This window comes from Novosphingobium sp. Chol11 (genome assembly GCF_900218065.1).
GTDB classification, from domain to species: domain Bacteria; phylum Pseudomonadota; class Alphaproteobacteria; order Sphingomonadales; family Sphingomonadaceae; genus Sphingobium; species Sphingobium agri.
Window position 1 is genome coordinate 1,699,083 of record NZ_OBMU01000001.1, and the last position, 18,770, is coordinate 1,717,852.

The 18,770-nt window shown below is 62.4% G+C and carries 18 protein-coding genes and 1 tRNA gene; 7 read left to right on the forward strand and 12 right to left on the reverse strand.

The window, feature by feature from the left end; genetic code table 11:
* Positions 1-69 precede the first annotated feature (69 nt).
* The gene (locus NCHOL11_RS08530) at positions 70-1,728 is read right to left on the reverse strand and encodes a sensor histidine kinase (protein WP_097091934.1); all 1,659 of its coding nucleotides are present in this window, start codon (positions 1,726-1,728) and stop codon (positions 70-72) included.
* A 371-nt stretch (positions 1,729-2,099) separates the two neighbouring features.
* Positions 2,100-4,016, reverse strand: a complete 1,917-nt coding sequence (uvrC, locus tag NCHOL11_RS08535; RefSeq protein WP_097091935.1) for an excinuclease ABC subunit UvrC — start codon at positions 4,014-4,016, stop codon at positions 2,100-2,102.
* Positions 4,017-4,183: 167 nt separating this feature from the next.
* Between uvrC and NCHOL11_RS08540 the strand changes: the two genes are divergently transcribed.
* Positions 4,184-5,236 (forward strand): NAD(P)-dependent alcohol dehydrogenase, encoded by a 1,053-nt coding sequence (locus tag NCHOL11_RS08540; RefSeq protein ID WP_097092836.1) that lies wholly within the window; start codon positions 4,184-4,186, stop codon positions 5,234-5,236.
* Positions 5,237-5,353: 117 nt separating this feature from the next.
* Here NCHOL11_RS08540 and NCHOL11_RS08545 read toward each other — a convergent pair whose 3' ends face one another.
* The 8 genes from NCHOL11_RS08545 to NCHOL11_RS08580 form a co-directional block, all read right to left on the reverse strand.
* On the reverse strand, positions 5,354-5,968 hold the full coding sequence (locus tag NCHOL11_RS08545; protein WP_097091936.1) for a F0F1 ATP synthase subunit B family protein: 615 nt from the start codon (positions 5,966-5,968) through the stop codon (positions 5,354-5,356).
* Complete coding sequence (locus tag NCHOL11_RS08550; RefSeq protein ID WP_097091937.1) at positions 5,961-6,455, reverse strand: F0F1 ATP synthase subunit B family protein; 495 nt, start codon at positions 6,453-6,455, stop codon at positions 5,961-5,963. Before NCHOL11_RS08550 ends, NCHOL11_RS08545 begins: the two co-directional genes overlap by 8 nt.
* 86 nt (positions 6,456-6,541) lie before the next feature.
* Positions 6,542-6,769 carry a F0F1 ATP synthase subunit C gene (locus tag NCHOL11_RS08555; RefSeq protein ID WP_021240110.1) on the reverse strand — a complete coding sequence of 76 codons (228 nt, stop codon included), beginning with the start codon at positions 6,767-6,769 and terminating at the stop codon, positions 6,542-6,544.
* A gap of 54 nt (positions 6,770-6,823) precedes the next feature.
* Positions 6,824-7,609 (reverse strand): F0F1 ATP synthase subunit A, encoded by a 786-nt coding sequence (locus tag NCHOL11_RS08560; protein ID WP_097091938.1) that lies wholly within the window; start codon positions 7,607-7,609, stop codon positions 6,824-6,826.
* A 46-nt stretch (positions 7,610-7,655) separates the two neighbouring features.
* Positions 7,656-7,979: an AtpZ/AtpI family protein gene (locus NCHOL11_RS08565; protein WP_097092837.1), complete on the reverse strand. Its 324-nt coding sequence runs from the start codon at positions 7,977-7,979 to the stop codon at positions 7,656-7,658.
* Positions 7,980-8,154: 175 nt separating this feature from the next.
* Complete coding sequence (locus NCHOL11_RS08570) at positions 8,155-8,556, reverse strand: DUF1318 domain-containing protein (RefSeq protein ID WP_097091939.1); 402 nt, start codon at positions 8,554-8,556, stop codon at positions 8,155-8,157.
* The gene (locus tag NCHOL11_RS08575; RefSeq protein WP_097091940.1) at positions 8,553-8,741 is read right to left on the reverse strand and encodes a YnbE family lipoprotein; all 189 of its coding nucleotides are present in this window, start codon (positions 8,739-8,741) and stop codon (positions 8,553-8,555) included. The genes NCHOL11_RS08570 and NCHOL11_RS08575 overlap by 4 nt, the downstream gene beginning before the upstream one ends.
* Entirely contained in the window at positions 8,738-11,959 is a 3,222-nt protein-coding gene (locus NCHOL11_RS08580; protein WP_097092838.1) for an intermembrane phospholipid transport protein YdbH family protein, read from the reverse strand. The genes NCHOL11_RS08575 and NCHOL11_RS08580 overlap by 4 nt, the downstream gene beginning before the upstream one ends.
* A 130-nt stretch (positions 11,960-12,089) precedes the next feature.
* Between NCHOL11_RS08580 and radC the strand changes: the two genes are divergently transcribed.
* Positions 12,090-12,785 (forward strand): RadC family protein, encoded by a 696-nt coding sequence (gene radC, locus NCHOL11_RS08585; protein ID WP_097091941.1) that lies wholly within the window; start codon positions 12,090-12,092, stop codon positions 12,783-12,785.
* Positions 12,786-12,794: 9 nt separating this feature from the next.
* Here radC and NCHOL11_RS08590 read toward each other — a convergent pair whose 3' ends face one another.
* Positions 12,795-14,135 (reverse strand): DEAD/DEAH box helicase, encoded by a 1,341-nt coding sequence (locus NCHOL11_RS08590; RefSeq protein WP_097091942.1) that lies wholly within the window; start codon positions 14,133-14,135, stop codon positions 12,795-12,797.
* A gap of 122 nt (positions 14,136-14,257) precedes the next feature.
* On the reverse strand, positions 14,258-14,692 hold the full coding sequence (locus NCHOL11_RS08595; protein WP_097092839.1) for a hypothetical protein: 435 nt from the start codon (positions 14,690-14,692) through the stop codon (positions 14,258-14,260).
* A 77-nt stretch (positions 14,693-14,769) separates the two neighbouring features.
* On the opposite strand from NCHOL11_RS08595, the gene NCHOL11_RS08600 reads away from it, so the two are divergent.
* The 5 genes from NCHOL11_RS08600 to NCHOL11_RS18355 all read left to right on the forward strand — a co-directional run bounded on the left by NCHOL11_RS08600 (position 14,770) and on the right by NCHOL11_RS18355 (position 18,762).
* Positions 14,770-16,209, forward strand: a complete 1,440-nt coding sequence (locus NCHOL11_RS08600; protein WP_097091943.1) for an FAD-binding oxidoreductase — start codon at positions 14,770-14,772, stop codon at positions 16,207-16,209.
* Between the two features lie 117 nt (positions 16,210-16,326).
* A complete protein-coding gene (locus NCHOL11_RS08605) occupies positions 16,327-17,115 on the forward strand; it encodes a SapC family protein (RefSeq protein ID WP_097092840.1) in 789 nt (262 codons plus the stop codon).
* Between the two features lie 306 nt (positions 17,116-17,421).
* Positions 17,422-17,496: transfer RNA gene (locus tag NCHOL11_RS08610), tRNA-Glu, on the forward strand.
* Positions 17,497-17,681: 185 nt separating this feature from the next.
* The gene (locus NCHOL11_RS08615) at positions 17,682-17,972 is read left to right on the forward strand and encodes a hypothetical protein (RefSeq protein ID WP_141397829.1); all 291 of its coding nucleotides are present in this window, start codon (positions 17,682-17,684) and stop codon (positions 17,970-17,972) included.
* A gap of 394 nt (positions 17,973-18,366) precedes the next feature.
* A complete protein-coding gene (locus NCHOL11_RS18355; RefSeq protein WP_141397830.1) occupies positions 18,367-18,762 on the forward strand; it encodes an energy transducer TonB in 396 nt (131 codons plus the stop codon).
* The last annotated feature ends 8 nt before the right edge of the window (positions 18,763-18,770 follow it).

Below are 18,770 nucleotides of genomic sequence, written 5' to 3' on the forward strand. Positions count from 1 at the left end.
CCTACGCGAGGACAATCGAACGGCAAGGCACAGCAGCATCCCTTCCTCAACGCCCGCAGTCAGCCCTTCTCACTTCCGGGGCACGGTAATCTGGATCATCGTTCGCCCACCGATATTCCGCAGATATACTTCGCCGCCCAGCGCCTGCACCCGCCGCATCAACGACCGGGATTGCACCGCGCCCGTGGACCCCAGCCTCGCAAGATTGGGCACGCCATCATCGGTCACATGCAATGCAATCCGGTTGCCCGCCGGCTGCAGCGAAAACTCCACCGCATGCGCGCCCGCGTGGCGGACCGCATTGGCGACGATCTCACGCACCGCGAAACTCAGTTCGCGTCCGATCATCGCGCTGGTCGCGCAATTGCCGTCCTCCACCCGCAGCTCGCACCTTATGCCCCATTGCTCCGCCAGCGACCGCACCACCATCGACAGCGTCTCCGGCAGATAGGCGAAATCCTCATCGTCCTCGACCGGGTTGATGATCCATCTGATGGTGCCGATCTGATCCTTGGCGATCCGATCCACATTCGCCAGCACTGGAAAGGGATCGTCGATCGTTCCGTTCAGGACCGGCGCGACCTGATAGCGGATACTGGCCAGCGCCTGCAGCACGCTGTCATGCAGTTCCCGCTGCAACCGCTCGCGCTCACGCGCACCAGCGATGACATGGGCAAGGTCCAGGCTGTTGCGGACCATCATCTCGTCGCAGGCGCTTTCAAATACGCGCTGCGCGATCGCCGCTGCATCTTCATGCGTCGGATCATCCAGCTCGACAGCGCCCACGGCATCGAACGTGCCCAACGACACCCGCAGCGTCATCAGCGTTTCCGCCTCCAGCATGGCTGCCCAGGCCCGCCCTCCGGGGCTCAGAGGGGCCAGATGGCTTATTCCGTCCTGTGACAGGCCGATCGACGCGCCACGGCGGCAGTCATGCCAGCCCGTCTCCACCGCCAGCAATCCATTGCTGCCCTCGGGCCTGGTTTCGCCGAACCGGCTTGACGCAAATCGGTAGGCTTCGGTGCTCGCCGTACGGAACAACACCGCCCCATTCTCGCTCCCCGTGGCGATCTTCAACGCCTGCAGCAGAAAGGGTTCGGAACCGCCCTTCACAAGCGGCAAACTGCCTTCCGTCAACCGCCTCGCCTTTTCCTCCTGCAACAACTTCTCACGGCGCGGGCCAAGCAACATGCCCGTCACCACTATCACCACCGCAAGATAGAGCACGCGCAGCGCCACGCGTTCCGGGTCCGGCTCGGACGGCACCTCGACGATCTTGTCCATCCAGACCGTCAGCAAAGCCGTCATGGCCGCGAAAGCGCCGACCAGAAGGTGGAAGCGGCGACGCACGATCAGCGCGATCTCGATGGCGACGAACAGGCTGCCGACAAAATAGGGGCTGTCCGACGCGTTCGTCACCACCAGCAGCGACAGAAACAGCAGCGCGTCCAGAAAAACCACCGGCTTTCGGACACGCATCTCCGTCACCCACGACCGCGCCGACAGGATCAGTGCGCCCAGCGCGAGCAGCAGCATGGCGAAGATGATGCCGTTCTCCGCAATCTCGGCCCAGGAGCGCGGCGAAGCGAATGCAAAGCTCACCACCGTATAGACGAGGGCGAGTACAAGGCGTGTGACGTCCAGCATGCGCCACGGCCGAAGCGCGGAAAGGCCGGCCCGGGGCCGCCTTCTGAAAGCCCGCAACATGTCCGCATGTCCATTGGTCATGCTGTCACAACTCCGCCTTATTGGCAGTTATATTTTCAGATATATGCCTTTTGATAAGTATTCATTCACTTTACGCAGTGAAGGTAAAGTGAACGCAGATTGCATCTGCTAAAAAGGATGATCATCAAATGACGTTGATGATACATGCCGATGGAATATCTCCACGACATTAAACAAGCTCAAAGGCTTTTCCACGACCCTTCTCCTCCGACCCGCGCCATCATTGTCAGCGTCTGGAAAGATCATTGCAGGAGTGCAACCACAAGGCAAGAGCAGGAGGAAGAATCACGCCGAAATCAGGCACATATCTCCACGCCCACATCATTTCGATGTCGTAACAAAATCATGGAAAACCGCGTTTTCCCGCTATTTCATTCATGAAAATAATCATAAATCTGCCGCGCCACAGCTTTCGAAACGCCCGGCGCCTTCAGCAAATCTTCCAACGCCGCGCTCTTCACCGCCTTCGCCGTTCCGAAATGCATCAGCAGCGCTTTCTTCCGCGAAGGCCCGATGCCCGGCACCTCGTCCAGCGAACTGGTGGAAATGGCCTTGCTCCGCTTCTGCCGATGCGCCCCGATCGCAAAGCGATGCACCTCGTCCCGCAACCGCTGGAGGTAGAACAGCACGGGATGGTTAATCGGAAAGCTGATCTCCCGACCGTCGGGCATATGGAATATCTCCCGCCCCTCCCGTCCATGATGCGGCCCCTTGGCAATGCCGATCATGCAAACATCCTCGATGCCCAAGTCTTCCAGGATCGCTCGCGCCGCCGACAATTGCCCCTTGCCGCCATCGATCAGCACCAGGTCGGGCCACTCACCACTGTCGCGATCGGGATCCTCCCGCGCCGCCCTCCCAAAGCGCCGCTCGAACATCTCCCGCATCATCGCGAAATCGTCGTTCGACGTCTCCGGGTTCTTCATGTTGAACTTGCGATAGGCATTTTTGCGGAACCCCTCCGGCCCCGCGACTACCATGGCGCCCAGGGCGTGGCTGCCCTGGATATGGCTGTTGTCATAAATCTCGATCCGGTCAGGCACTCCGTCCAGTCCGAATGTCTCGACCATCTCCTCAAGAACCTTCGCCTGGGTCGTCGTTTCCGCCAACCGTCGGTCCAGTGCCTCGACAGCATTGCGCTGCGCCTGCCGGATCAGCCGCGTCCGCGTGCCTCGTTGCGGCACCTCGATACGCACTTTCGCGCCAGCCCGTTCGCCGAGCGCCTGTGCGATCAGTTCACATTCCACAGGCGTGCGATCGGACAGGATCAGGCGTGGCGGCGGCACTTCCTCATAAAATTGCGCCATGAAGCTCGCCAGCACCTCATCCTCCGCCACTTCGGCCGTATGGACCGGAAAGAAGCTGCGGTGCCCCCAATTCTGTCCCCCGCGAATGAAGAAGGCCTGGATGCACATTGCCCCGCCCTTGGTCGCCAGCGCGAAAATATCGGCGTCACCCAGCCCTTCCGCATTGATCGCCTGGCTACCCTGGATGAAAGTCAAGGCCTTCAGCCGGTCACGCAAAACCGCGGCCTGCTCGAAATCCATGGCTTCTGAAGCAGCCTGCATCGCCTCGCCCAGCTTCTTCTGCACGGCCGTCGACCTGCCGCCCAGGAAGTCCTGCGCATCCTTGACCAGCTCGGCATAACCAGCCTCGTCGATCCGCTGAACGCAGGGCGCGGAACAGCGCTTGATCTGGAACAGGAGGCAGGGCCGCGACCGGTTCGCGAAAAAGCTGTCGGTGCAACTGCGCAAAAGGAACAGCTTTTGCAGCGCATTGATGGTCCGCGTCACCGACCCGGCGCTGGCGAAGGGACCATAATAGCGCCCCTTATATTTCCGCGCGCCACGATGCTTCTGAACGCGCGGGAAGGAATGATCCTCCCGCAGCAGGATGAACGGAAAGCTTTTATCATCGCGCAGCAGGACATTATAGGGCGGCCGAAACCGCTTGATCAGCTGCGCCTCCAACAGCAGCGCCTCAGCCTCGCTGTTGGTCGTCACGATCGTCATGGACCGAGTTTGCGCCACCATCCGCTGCAACCGCTTCGGCAGCCGATCGACCTGCGTGTAATTGGCCACCCGATTACGCAGCGCGCGAGCCTTGCCCACGTAGAGCACGTCGCCGCGCGCGTCCTGCATGCGGTAAACACCGGGCCGCGTCGGCAGGGTCTTCAATGTGGTGCGAATGGCTTCGACGCCCACCTCAATGTCCGGCGTGCCTGCGCCGCGTACAGTGAAGCTGGCTTTATCCTCGTGAAAACGGTCGGGCGATTGGGGATGCGACATGGTTGCAGAGATAGCGGGGGCAGAGCCAAGCGCAATGGCCGAGCGCCCTCCTGGTGCCTTGGAGGCATTGAAACAGCCGGGCGATTTCCCACCTAGCGCTCGCCACTCCACTCTCCTCGCGGTCAAAGTTGCAGGCAAGCCTCGGGGACCAGCAGAAAGTCATGAATATGGTGACAAAGGCCTATGGCGCTTATGCCGCTGACAAACCCGTGGAACCGATCGACATCGAACGCAGGGCGGTAGGTCCTCATGATGTGCAGATCGCGATAGCCTATTGCGGCATCTGCCATTCAGACCTGCACCAGATCCGTTCGGAGTGGGCGGGCACTCTCTATCCCTGCGTTCCTGGACATGAAATCGTCGGCCAGGTAACCGCCGTGGGTGAACATGTCACCAGCTTCAAGCCGGGCGATACCGTGGGCGTGGGCTGCATGGTGGACAGCTGCCAGCACTGCGCATCGTGCGAGGAAGGGCTGGAGCAATATTGCGAAACCGGCTTCGTCGGCACCTATAATGGCGCGACGCAGGACCCACCCGGCCACACGCTTGGCGGATATTCTCAGGACATCGTGGTGAAGGACAAGTTCGTCCTGAAGATTCGACACCCCGTCGACCAACTCGCTGCGGTTGCGCCGCTGCTATGCGCGGGCATCACGACCTACTCGCCTCTCCGACATTGGCAGGTAGGGCCGGGCAAGAAGGTCGGGATCGTGGGGATCGGTGGCCTCGGTCACATGGGCGTTAAGCTGGCCCACGCGATGGAGGCGCATGTTGTGGCGTTCACCACGTCTGAAGCAAAGCGGCAGGATGCGCTGGACCTGGGCGCTCAGGAAGTCGTCGTGTCGCGCAACGCTGACGAAATGGCCGTTCACGCAGGCAGCTTCGATTTCATCCTGAATACCGTTGCCGCTAGTCATAATCTCGATCAGTTCACCGCTCTTCTGAAGCGGGAGGGGACGATGACGCTGGTCGGGGTGCCGGAACATCCGCACCCTTCGCCCAATATCGGCATGTTGATCTTCGGCCGGAAATCGATCGCCGGGTCTCTAATAGGCGGAATCGCGGAGACCCAAGAGATGCTGGATTTCTGTGCTGACAAGGGCATTGTCGCCGACATCGAGATGGTAGCGGCGCCCGATATCGAGACCGCTTATGAGCGAATGCAAAGAAGCGATGTCAAATACCGTTTCGTTATCGACAATGCGACGCTTGCCGGCTGACACCGACTTGCCGGGCGCGTCTGATCATCAGGCGCACCCAACCGAAGAGTTCCCAACAAGAAAAAAGGCCGGTGCAGCAATCCGCACCGGCCCTTTTTCGAGCAACATGGCTAGGGCTCAGACGGTTGGGCTCAGCCCCTTGATGGCGCTGTCCACCAGCTGACGATCGGCGCCGGCATCATGATTCTGTGCGATCAGCGTCGCGGCCGCGCTGGTGGCGGCGTTGACGGCCTTGGTGCGAATACCCGCAATGGCCGCGCGTTCGGCTGCTCCGATCTTGTCCTCCGCCATCTTCTGGCGGCGAGCGACCAGCGCGACTGCATTTGCCTTGGCATCTTCCAGCAGCGTTGCCGCTTCGCTTTCAGCCGACTTGCGCATCGCTTCAGCTTCACCGGCCGCATTGGCCAGCTTCGCTTCATACTCCGCCTTCAGCGCATCGGCTTCAGCGCGCAGCTTTGCCGCTTCCGCCAGCTGTTCCTTGATCTGGGCAATTCGGCCGTCGAGCACATTGCCGATCAGCGCAGGCACCTTCTTGATCAGGAGGATGAGGATGAAGACTGCCATCGCCAGGCTGACCCAGGCGGTCGCGTCCATGCCGACGGCTTTCGGATCCGTGTGCGGTACGACGCCTTCATGCGCGACGGTGCCGACCGGCTCCATCCCCTCGGCGTGAATCGCCTCTTCGATATGCGGAGGCGAACCTTCGCTATGCTGTGCTGCTGCCTCAGCCATGGGCCAGTGCCGCCTTTACTGCGTTGCGGGCCGCTTCGTCCGACGCGTTCACGCCGGAAATACGGGCCACCATGTCGCGCGCCGCTTCGGCGGCGACGGTTTCAATCTCTGCCATAGCTGCCTGGCTGGCCGCCTGGATGCGGGCTTCGGCAGCGCCGATCCGAGTGGCGATTTCAGCGTCGGCGGCAGCAAGCTGTCCTTCGGAGGCTTTGGCAGCTTCCGCTTTCGCACGGGCAAGCGTCGCCTGGGCCGCAGCCCTGCTTTCCGCGTCACGGGTGCGGTAATCGGCCTCTGCCTCATCGGCGCGGGCGAAGGCAGCCTTGGCGGCGTCCAGATCACCAGTGATCTTCGCGTCGCGCGCGTCGGCCGTCGCCTGAACCTTGGGGACCATGCCCCGGCCGATGACGAAGAAGACAAAGCCGAACGTCAGCAGCATCCAGAAGATTTGCGACGCATAAGTTTCGGCAATTTGCGCGATTTGAGGCATTTTGGGTCCGTCCGATCAGGGCACCGTCAATTCATAGCGAGCGAACGGGACAGCGAAGGCCGCCCTGCCCGCTCGCCAAGCGGTTGTCAGGCCACGAACACCAGGATCATGGCGATAACGAACGCCAGCAGACCCAGAAGTTCGGCTGCGGCGAAACCGATGAAGAGGCGGCCCTGCTGGCCGTCAGCGGCGCCCGGATTGCGCAGCGCGCCTTCCAGGAACGATGCGAACACGTTGCCCACACCGAGCGAAGCGAGACCCGCACCAATGGCGGCCAGGCCAGCACCGAGCAGCTTTGCGGCTTCTGCGTCCATGTCGTAAACTCCCTTTTCTAAACTCGAACAAATGGTTGGAAAAATAGCGGAAACTTAGTGAAGGTTCTCAGCGTCGTTCAGATAGACCGAAGTCAGCAGGGCGAACACATAGGCCTGGATCACCGCGACCAGCACTTCCAAGGCGCTGATGCCGATCATCAGGATGAAGCTCGCCGACCCGACGGTCAGGCCATAGCCGACGCCAGCGTTCGAGCTGTTGATCACGAACCCGGCCAACACCTTGAGCAGAACGTGTCCGGCGGTCATCGCAACGAACAGTCGCAGGCCAAGGCTGAATGGCCGCACCATGAAGGACACCAGCTCGATGGGGAAGATAACCGGGATCATCGGCAGCGGCGTGCCATGCGGCACGAACAGCGAGAAGAAGTGCAGCCCATGCTTCCAGAAGCCGACGATTAACACGATCGAGAAGCTCAGGATCGCGAGTACGCCCGTGGCTGTGAAGTGGCTGGTGAAGGTGAACGGGTGCAGGCCGATCAGGCCGAGCGGCAGCAGGCCAAGCAGGTTCGCCAGCAGGATGAACATGAACAGCGAGAAGACATAAGGAATATACTTCTTGCCGCCCTCGCCCACATTGGCGATCAACAGGCTCTTGATGAAGCCGGTCATATATTCGACCGCCATCTGCCAGCGACCGGGCACCAGCTCGCGCTTCATGCCACCAATCACGAAGATCCACAGCACCACGGCAGCAGCCACCATGTAAAGCGCGCTGTTGGTGAAGGCGATGTTATAGCCGCCGAGCGACAAGTGATCCGTACCGAACAGCGGTTCGATCGCAAACTGGTGCATCGGATCGATTTTGCCGGATTCTGCCACGTTGACCCCTGTAACGTCTGGTATTCGGACTAAGATAAAAGCGCCCCTATTCGCCGGGACGCTTCGTCGTCGTCAATCTGATGATGTTCCTGAAAGCCACCACGATCCCAAGACCGAGGAAAGCCAGCAGGAGCCATGGAGATGTCCGCAGAAAGTAGTCCAACGTCCCACCAACCACGGCACCACCGGCAAGACCACCGATCAGTTCTGCAAGAACCCTGTTGCCCAGGCGCGATCCATCGTCGGCCTGTTGCTTCGTGGTCCCCTGCCTGACCTTTTCGGCTCGTTCGGCCTTTGCGATCCGCTCCTCAAGAGAAGTGATGCGCGCGTCCTCATCCGCCGGGTCTTGCCCGGGTACATCCTCCGCCATGACCATTCCTTTCCGTTCAGGCAGATAAGCCCGCGTCAGGCGGCATGGCGCGTGCGGCTGCACCCGTCAAGGCGCGGCCCGTTTAGAAAGGGCTTTCGGGATAGTCAACCGTAGTTGGACACGAGAATCGTGCTTCGCCCGAACGCAGCAAAGAAACTCCCACGCGCCGCAGGAATTACCCCGCGGTCGCGCAATAGCTGGGCAGCGCAATCGGCCCGGCGCCCTTGGTTTGCCAAGGTCCCGCCCCCACGCGATACACCTGTCCCTGCTTCACCCGGTTGCTCAGCGTTTGACAGCCAGTGGCAGCCGCCACGTCCTGAACCGTCACACCGCGCTTGCTTGCAAGGTCGGTGTAGGCCGCCCGCCGCTTTATGTTGATCGATTCGACTTCCGATCGCACAGCCCCGCTGACCGACCCGGCGATGCCCAGATAGCCATCCGCCTGTTCGCCCACGGCGCCCTCCGCCATCGCCGCCGCAACCGCGCCCGACTGCGCGCGCGCAGGCGCGCTGGCGACAAAGCCGGTCGCCAGCACGACGGCGGCACCTGCGGCGATCATCAAAAGCTTGCGTGTCATTGCGGGAACAACTCCGGGTTATTCTGGATAAGATCCTGTGCATCGCGCTGAAGGCGAACGACCACCTCCTGCTGCACCTTTACGTTCAGGTTGATTTCGATCGGCTTGTCAGGTGCCTTCACCTGAATGCAGCCCGCCAAGGCCAAACCGGCGAAACCCGCCGCAAATATCGCTCGTTTTTTCATCGCTGTTCCCTGTTTCTCACAGTGTCGCTTTCCGCAGGCTTAACTGCAATGCCTTCGCGAATCTTCTCCTGCATCTGATCGCCTATGCTGTTCTGAATGAGCGTGGTGGGATCGATGAAGGATTTGGCGGTGCCCAGCAGGCCGCGGAACGGCGCGGCGATGCGCACATTGAAGATGAAGGGCAAGCCGGTCAGGCTGCGCGCCATGCCGTCTGGCACGTCCCCGAGCTTGCCCCGGTTGACGCCGTTGAACACCACATTCGTCACCATCTCGCCATCCAACGCGCCGTCCATCAGGATGGTGAGACACTTATATTGCAGGTTCTTGAGCGCATCGAAGGCGAGCTTGCCCATCACGCCAAGCTGCTCGTTGGAGACTGGCCCGACATAGGACAAAGTTCCGGATTGGCGCTGGGGATCGCACGGAACCGTCGGCAATACGCCTTCGGGCATGATAAGCGGCGGCATGCCCTGCTGCCGCGCGGCCAGCACGCCACCGGCGACGCGGCCGCCCTGCGAATTGAAGATCAGCGGCATCAGTCCATCGAACGTGCCGGTGGCCGAGATATTGTCCAGCTCCATCGCCTGGATGAAGGCGCCCGCGTCGATGCCGATCACACGGAACGTCAGATAACGGTCCACATCCGCACTGAAATCCATGGTCGTGGGCAAAAGAACGAGCTGCCCTCCGGAGAAGGGCCACCCCCCGCCCTCGATATGCACCTTCTGCCCCGGTTCCAGCCTGTAGCGGACGGTGCCGTCGCGCACCTCGATGCCTGGATTGACCATCCTGATCCGCAGCACCTGTCCCGGCGCGCTCACCAATCCGAGCAGATCGGTAAAGCGCAACTCGCCCGACAATCCTTCGACCGGGCCGAAAGCTGCCGCCAGCTTGGCATTGTCTGTGCGGAACAGCCCATCGCTGGTCACCGCATTGCCATTCCACCGGATATGCCCTTCCCCCGTCACCGTCGCCTCGACATTGGCAACGACCCCCAGCGCCAGGCGCGTGACTTCTTCAGGCTGCAAAGTGGGACCAAATACCAGCCCCGGCACGTTAAGGTCGGCCTTGCCCCGCCCTGAACCCAGATCATGCGCTATGTCCGCATACGCCACCAACGCATCATTGCGCGGCACCCGCAGCGTTCCGGTCCCCGAAATCCTGCCCTCCCGCAATGTGAGGGCGAAGTCCGGCACCTTGAGCGGTTCGAACCGTCCCGGCGTCTGGGCATCGCGCACCATCATTGCAGCGGCGAGCCTCAGTGCGCCTTGCGCGAAGCTCCATTCGCCCGTGCCGTCTTCCACGATCAGCGGCACAGAACCGATCCGCGCATTCGCTCCGGCGAGCCTTCCCTTCAGCCCCTGGGCCGTAGCCTGGCCGGTCAGCGTTTCCGCCACCAGCCGTACCGGGGATGCCTGCGGCCCGATGGCGAACTCCGCGCGGGAAAGCGCAAAGCCGTCCTGCCCCAAAGCAACCCTCGCCCGCTCGGCCGACAGCCGCATCGGGCTTTGGCCGCTGCGGCCGCGCAGGTCGAGATTGCGGATCTCCGCACCCGCGCGCACTCCGCCCGGCCCTGTCGCCAGCAGCGCGCCGCCCCCGATCGGGCATAGCGTCTGCCGGGTCCGGCCGATGGCGAAACTCTCGTAACGCGCCTCCTCCAGCGCCAATGGCACGCAGCGGCGGTTGATCGCGATGGCCCCGTTCGCGCTCAATTCTCCCGTCACCGGCATCGCGAGTCCGCGCAGCCGTCCGCCCGGAAGCGGCCCGTCGAGCTTCACCACCGTAGAGAAGAAGGTATCCCCGCGAGGTCCCGCCGTGAAACGAACCGGCTCCAGCGCAAGCTTCGCATTCCCGGCAGCATAAGGGTCGATGAACAGCTGCCCGCCAAATCCGCCGCCCGGCCGCCGCGCCAGTCTCAGCGCAGCCTTGGGCAGCCCGCCTCCATCAGTCGTGATGGCGCCATCCAGCGCCCAATCAATCGCCGCGCCACCTTTTCCGGGCCAGCTGATCATTATCTCGCCGTCTCCCGGAACGGCGATCCGGGCTCCACTACGCGCGTTAAAGCCGGTGCCCGTCAGTACGACGCTGCCACCCTTGCCGCTTTGAGCGAAGGCAAGGTTGGTCCGCAGCACATTATTTTCACCCGCATGGGCCACGGCATCCGCCAGTCGCGCAGCCAAAGGCGCCAGAGGCGTGCCGGCGGCAGATCGCTTCAACCCGGCCAGCGGGTCACGACCGGCCAGGCTCAGTTGATGTGCCGATAGCCGCCCGCTGGCTTGCGACGTGCCGCGACCGACGCGCCAGGCTCCGATAATCTCCGATTCACCAGCCTTGATGCTTGCCAATCCAAGCGCCGCCACGCCGATCCGCGCCCGGCCAGCGGTCTCCGACGCGTTGCCGTTGAAATCGATCCGCCCTGCCGGTTTGGCCAGCACCATGCCAGAGGACTTCAGCGCCTCTGCCCCCAGGGTGACATGCCCGTTCCATCGGTCGAGCGCCTTGCCCAGCCACACATCGATCTCAGCGCGCGGCGCCGCGGCAGCCGTCCCGCTTCCCCGGCAGCCAAGAGCCGCCGCTTGCACTGGTCCGATCAGATGGGGCCGCTCATTCCTGATCGCCACGTCCAGCAAGGCGGTCATGCGGGTTGCGCTGCATCCGGCGATTGCCGCACGAGGCATGGCGGCGGCGAGACGGCCGTCAAAGCCCGACTTCAACTTACCCTTGCCCTCGATCTGCATGCCGACCGTCCCGGCGTCGGTATCGAGCCGGATGCGCGCATCCCGCAGCGCCAATGCTATGTCGGGCAAGCTGAATGGCGCCTTCGAGGTGGGATCGCGGAACTTGTCGAGCTCTCCCAGTCGGAGCACGCCGCCGCGGTAAGATCCCCGCAACCGCACACCTCCCGCCCTGACCTCCGCCACATGCGGGGAAAGACCGGTAAAGGCGAGGTCCACCTCCACCCAGCGAGCAGTCAGGTCCGGATTTTTCGGATCACCAAGAACGATATTCTCGATGCGCTGGGTACGCAGGCCGATGTCCTTCAGGTCATAACTCGCCTGTACACCCCTGCGGTTCATTTCCCGCCCGATGAAGTTTTCGGCGATGGGCGCCCGCTGGGTCCACAAAGCAACAAGGATCAGCGCCAGGGATCCTGTCCCGACACCCAGCCAGCGTAACCAGCCACGACGAGATTCCTCTTCGCCGTCCTCATCTTCGATGCTTATGGCCAACCCCGGCTCTCAACCCTTATCCGTAACGCCTGCATAACGTCTGAGCTGCCTTAAATATCCTTGCCCCGCATTTACGCAACGCATAGGTCCATTTCCCTGAACAGGGGATTATAAGGCATTGGCGGACAGGGATGTTGCGGTCAGCCATGATGGCGTGGGTCATCGCGCCCGGCTGCGGCAGAAGTTGGCGGAAAGCGGCGGCGATGCGCTGCACGACCATGAACTGATCGAATATCTGCTCGCTCTCGCCATACCGCGGCGCGATACCAAGCCGCTCGCAAAGGCGCTGCTGCGGGAATTTGGCGGCATTGGGGGGCTGATGACGGCCGATTGGCAGGCGATCGCGCGGGTGCCCGGCATGGGCGATACCAGCATCGCAGCCGTCAAGATCGTACACGCCACGCTGCTGCGCATGCTTCGCAGCGAAGTGGCCCAGCGGCCGGTTCTGGCAAGCTGGCAGGCGCTGCTCGATTATCTGCGCGCAGACATGGCCTATCTGCCGGTGGAGCGCGTCCGCGTGCTTCACCTCAACAGCCGCAACATGTTGATCCGTGACGAACATATGGGTGACGGGTCGATCGACCAAGCCGCCATCTACACGCGGGAAGTCATCCGGCGCGCAATCGACCTCGGCTCATCCGCGCTCATCCTCGTCCACAATCATCCGAGCGGCTCGCCCGAACCCAGTCGTCAGGATATCGAGATCACCCGCCAGATTGCGGAGGCGGGCAAGCGCCTCAACATCGCGGTCCACGATCACATCATCATCGGATCGCAGGGCCACAGCAGCTTGCGCGCAATGGGGCTGCTGTAGAGTTTTCCCTTAGGCGTTGAATCCTACCGAAAGGAATTCGGGCACAGGGCCGTTCCAACCCTCGTCGGGACCATCGTCCATGACCTCGGCCCGGCGCGGGGGCGCACCATTGCCCTGACTCCGGGGGGCGCGCGGTTCTTCGCGGCGGTCGTCCCGGCGCTTGCTGGAGCTGCGCTCCGCCTTCCGCTCACGCTCGCGGCGGGGCTCGTCCGCCTTTTCCGCTTTTGCAGCACCGGCAGGCGCATCGATCGTCTCGATCTTCTGCCCGATCAGCTTCTGGATATTGTCGATCGCTTCCGCGTCATCAGCCGTCACGAAAGTGAAGGCTGCCCCCTTCGCACCCGCACGGCCCGTTCGGCCGATGCGGTGGACATAATCGTCGGGATGCCAGGGCGCATCGAAGTTAAAGACGTGACTCACACCCTTGATATCGAGCCCGCGCGCCGCGACGTCGGAAGCCACCAATATATTCACTGTACCGGCACGGAACCGCTCCAGCTCGGCGATGCGCGCCGACTGGTCGATATCGCCATGGATCTCGCCGGACTTGAAGCCATGGCGCTGCAGGCTCTTGTTGAGTTCGCGCACCGTCGTCTTGCGGTTGCAGAAGATCACCGCGCTCTGCACGTCCTCGCCTTCGAGCATCGCGCGCAAGGCCTCGCGCTTCTTGCGCGAATCGACCTTCACCAGCCGCTGGGTGATGTTGGTGGACGCCGTTGCCGGACGCGCCACCTCGATCGACTTGGGGTTGCTCAGGAACCGATCCGCCAGCTTCTTGATCGGCGCGGGCATGGTCGCTGAAAAGAGCAGCGTCTGCCGTTGCGACGGCAGCTTCGTGCAGATTTCCTCGATATCCGGGATGAACCCCATATCGAGCATCCGGTCAGCTTCGTCGATCACCAGCATCGAACAGCCGTTCAGCAATATCTTGCCGCGCTGGAACAGGTCCATCAGCCGGCCTGGCGTGGCGATCAGCACATCGACGCCCTTTTCCAGCGCCTTGAGCTGATCCCCCATCTGAACGCCGCCAATCAGCAGCGCCATGTTGAGCTTGTGATATTTGCCGTATTTCTCGAAATTCTCTGCAACCTGCGCCGCCAGTTCGCGCGTCGGCTCCAGGATCAGCGAGCGCGGCATCAGCGCGCGGGCGCGGCCATGCGCCAATATGTCGATCATCGGCAGCACGAAGCTGGCGGTCTTGCCCGTCCCCGTCTGCGCGATGCCGATGATGTCCTTCATCATCAGGACAGGCGGGATCGCCTGCGCCTGAATAGGCGTGGGCGTGTCATATCCGGCCTCGTTAACGGCCTTCAAAAGTTCATCGGATAGGCCGAGATCGGCAAAAGTCATTCAATTGTCCGGGACAGAGGCTCTCCGCAACGCGCTCCTGCACCACGGAAATCGCGCGCGCCTTGCTGAAATATCGGCGTCTTGTCAAGAAATTCGCGCATTGCGGCCAGCTTAAACTCGGGTCAATCGTCCTGTTCCGCCTCTTCCAATCGCCTGAAACTGTCGATCACACAGCTCAAGCCACTGCGTGCCTGCAATTCGTCCCTACCTGAACAAAGCGACCCGTCATCATCCGGCTCGACATAGAAACCCGAATAGAAGCCGGTAGAGCTGCACCCCCGCTCCAACCTTGCGCGGTAACGGTGGTTATCGGCCAGCAGCAGGTCGACCCCATGCCCCACCACGACGCTTGCCGACCGGATAGACCGCAGCGCGATACAACGCGGCCCTTTCCTTTCCTTCCACTCACGTCCCGCCTGGGGAGCGATGCGCGCAGGCGCACGCCCTTTTTTCGCCATCGGCACGCGGATGATGACCCGTTGCTCAATCGACATCTGAGCCATCTGCACAGGCCCGGCAGTGGGTGCGACAAGGAGCAGCAGGACGGAATGAAGCAAATCGAACCCCTTTTGGGGCGGCACGCTATGGGCCGGTGGTTGAACCGTCGATGAATTCCGGGGCATAGCATCGTGTCATGATAGGACAAGAGATCATCGGCAGGTTCGCAGCGCTGCTGGGGCCCAAGGGCGTCATAACCGATCCGGAGGATATCGCGCCGTGGCTGACGGACTGGCGCGGCCGGTTTCATGGCGCCGCAGCGGCCATCCTCCAGCCCTCCAGCACGCAGGAAGTCGCCGCGATCGTCTCACTTGCTGCCGAACTCCGCGTGCCGTTGGTGCCTCAAGGAGGAAACACGTCGATGGTCGGGGGGGCGACTCCACCACAAGACGGGTCAGCGCTGATTCTCTCGCTGCGCCGGATGAACCGCATCCGATCGCTATCGCCGGACGACAACCTCGCCATATGTGAGGCGGGCGTCATCCTCTCGACCCTGCATGATGCCGCCGAGGAAGCAGGACGCCGCTTCCCTCTCAGCTTAGGCGCGAAAGGTTCAGCAACCATCGGCGGCCTCATCTCGACCAATGCGGGGGGCACCCAAGTTCTGCGCCATGGCACGGTGCGCGCCCTGGTGGAAGGGCTGGAGGCAGTGCTCCCGGACGGAAGCATCTTGAACGGCCTGGAAGCGCTCAAGAAGGACAATCGGGGCTATGACCTCAAGCAATTGCTGGTCGGCGCCGAAGGGACGCTCGGCATCATCACCGCCGCCTCGCTCCGGCTCGTCCCCGCGATCGCTGCCCGCGCGGTTGCATGGGTGGGCGTCGCCTCACCGGCCGACGCCCTCGCCCTCCTCCGCCTCACCGAAGCGCGGCTGGGTGACAGTGTCGAAGGTTTTGAGATCATCGCCGACGATGGTCTTGGCCATGTCCTCTCCCACATTCCCGGCACCCGCTGCCCGATCGAAACCCGCACGCCCTGGCACGTCCTGATCGAAGTCGATCATGCCGACCTGTCGCCACCCTCCCCCGAAGAGCGCATGGAAGCAGCCCTGGCCGAAGCTCTGGCCCAGGGCATCGCGACCGATGCCGCGATCGCCGCCAATGAAGCGCAGGCCGCTACATTCTGGCGCCTGCGCGAATCGCTCTCCGAAGCCGAACGCGCACAGGGCCCGGCGCTGCAATTCGACATCAGCGTTCCCGTCGCGCGCATGCCTGCTTTCATGATCGACACGGCTGCCGCTGCGGAACGAACATTCCCGGGCACCACCGCCTCCTCCTTCGGCCATCTGGGCGACGGGAATGTCCATTTCCATGTCCGTGCTCCAAAGGGCACGACAGACGGTCCAGCCTGGATCGCTGCGGACGGAAAAGCGATCAACGCCTTCGTCCATGATGCGGTCGCCGCCGCAGGCGGCTCCATCTCGGCGGAACATGGCATCGGCCAGATGAAGCGGGCGGAACTCGGCCGCCTCGCCAGCCCCGCGCGGCTGCATGCCTTGCGCGCGATTAAGGCCGCCTTTGACCCGCTCGGCCTCATGAACCCCGACAAGCTGATCCCGCGCCCAGAAGAGGGCTGAACGCCGCGGGCAAGACAAAGCAATTGCCTCCCATCGCCAAGGTCTTTATCGCCCTCTCCCAGTTTTTGGGAAAGGTGGCGCTTCCGCACGCGCTGCTTCGATAGAATGGAACAGATCATGGCTAGCGCGCCCGCCAATAACCTCCCTGTTTTCTACAACGACCTGCTGCCGCTCAGCAGCGTTGATCATGCAAGCTATCGCAGCCGGTCGGTGGAATCCGCTCCCTTCCTGACGAAGCAGCATGCCGTGCCGCTGACCGTCGACGAATTCGTCGCGGCCCAGCGTTACGTGCCGATCATTTTTTCGGCGAGCGACGAAGCGGTGCCGCTGGCGCTGATGGGCCTTAACGAGGGCATCAACACCTTCCTGGACGATGAAGGCAAGCTGCGCGGCCCCGCCTATGTTCCTGCCTATGTCCGCCGCTATCCCTGGATGCTGGCGAAGCTGCGCCCGGACACCGACGAACTGTCGCTCTGCTTCGACCCCACCAGCGAAGCGATCGGCGAGTTCGAAGAGGGCCAGCCGCTGTTCGAAGATGGCAAGCCGAGCGAACTCACACAGGGCGTGCTCAAATTCTGCGAGGATTTCGAACAGGCGGCCGCGCGCACGGGCCAGTTCATGAAGGACCTCAAGGAACTCGACCTGCTGATGGACGGCGAAGTCGCCATCCAGGTGCCCGGTAACGATCAACCCTTCGTCTATCGCGGTTTCCGCATGGTGAATGAGGAAAAGCTGCGCGACATGCGTGGCGATCAGCTGCGCAAGATCAGCCAGAACGGCATGCTTCCCCTCATCTACGCCCATCTCTTTTCACTCCAGCTGATCCGGGAAGTGTTCGAGTCGCAAGTTGCACAGGGCAAAGGACCGATTTCCATCCCGCAAGCGCCTCAGCCCGCCGAAGCCTGAAGAAGAAAAGCAACCTGGATCAAGCATGTTAAGGAAAAGCTTTTCGCTCGCCTCTTGAAAGTGAGCGGGGCCTTCTTTATCTTTCGAACATACGGCGCACCTGCCCCCCCTTTCGGGTGTGTCGTATGGGCGCCTCCCCCTTTTGGAGGCGTCTCCTCCCTGAACCTTGGCCACCCCATGTTTTACATGGGGTGGTTTTTTATGGGTCGAAGGACAATGACGAAAGGTCGGGCGAAAGCGGTTTCGCTTGACGGGAAGCCCCTTCTCCCCCTAAACGCCACCGCCTGCCAGCCGCCATGCGGCCACGGCCCCTTCGTCTAGCGGTCAGGACGCGGCCCTCTCACGGCTGAAACACGGGTTCGATTCCCGTAGGGGTCACCACCTCCTTCCCACCGGAAATTTGCCAGCCTCAGCCGCTCACCTGCAAATGGCCGCCTAGATTTAGCCATCGGCCTGGCGAACGCGCATTTATATGTGTTTTCTGAAGCCTGCGCATCTTTGTCGCGCTTGGATCGAACAAACTGGCGTCTCTGTCGTTTCACACCTGTCGAAACTGGAGACCAACCATGCGTAACACAATTTTATTGATCGCCGGACTGGCAGCCGCAGCCAGCGTGGGCGGCTGCTCGCGTGAAACGACGCGCGATGGCTTGCGCGGCGCGGGCATCGGTGCGGTTGGCGGCGCAGTGGCGGGCGCGATCGTGCCTGGCCTTGGCGTTGCCGAAGGTGCAGCCATCGGCGCAGCAGGTGGTGCTGTCGTAGGCGCAGCGACTTCGGATGGCGATCGCCGGTGGGAACGCGATCGTCGCGGCCGGGAATATTATATCGATCGCAACGGCCGCCGCGTCTACCGCTAAGCTGTGAGGCTGCCGCGCAACATGCGCGGCGACAGGTAACATGGCCACAACTCAGGCGCAGCGATGGCAGGGTCGGGACAGGATCGTCCCTGCTGTCGCGGCGCTGTTGGTCAATGCCCTTATTGGCTATGCCCTGATCATCGGCCTCCGCGGACCGTCATTATGGCGCGCCGCGGTTCATCGTTCGCCACTCGCGCTGTTCGACCTGCAACCTTCCATGCCTGAACGTCCAGAACCTCCGCGCGAGGCTAAGCGCGAGGGCGGAAGCCCCTCCGCTTCCCCGGCAGCTCCCATGCAAAAGCAACCAGCGCCGCCGGAACCCGCTGCCATCACTGCGCCCAAGCCAATCATCGTAACGCCTCAACCCGCTCTATCTGCCGCCCCGTCATCGTCTATGACAAGCGGCGCAGGCAGCGCAGGCGGCGGCAATGGCTTTGGCATGGGCCAGGCAAGCGGAACCGGCGGCACCGGAACCGGTTCGGGCTCCGGCGAGGGAGACGGCGAAGGCGCCTTTTCGAGAGCCCGCCAGACCGGCGGCCGCTTCCGCAATTCGGATTTCCCCGACTCCCTGCGCGGCGTAGGCAGGGTGAAGATCGGCGTCCGCTACGCGATCGGTCCGTCCGGGCAAGTGGACAAGTGCGAGGTGATCGAAGGAAGCGGCTATCCCGAACTCGACGGGATGACCTGCCGCATCATCATGGAACGCTACCGTTTCCGCCCCGCCCGCGACCCTGACGGCTATGCGGTGACGGAGGTGCGGGAGGAAGATTATCGCTGGCGGGTCCGCTGAGCACGTCC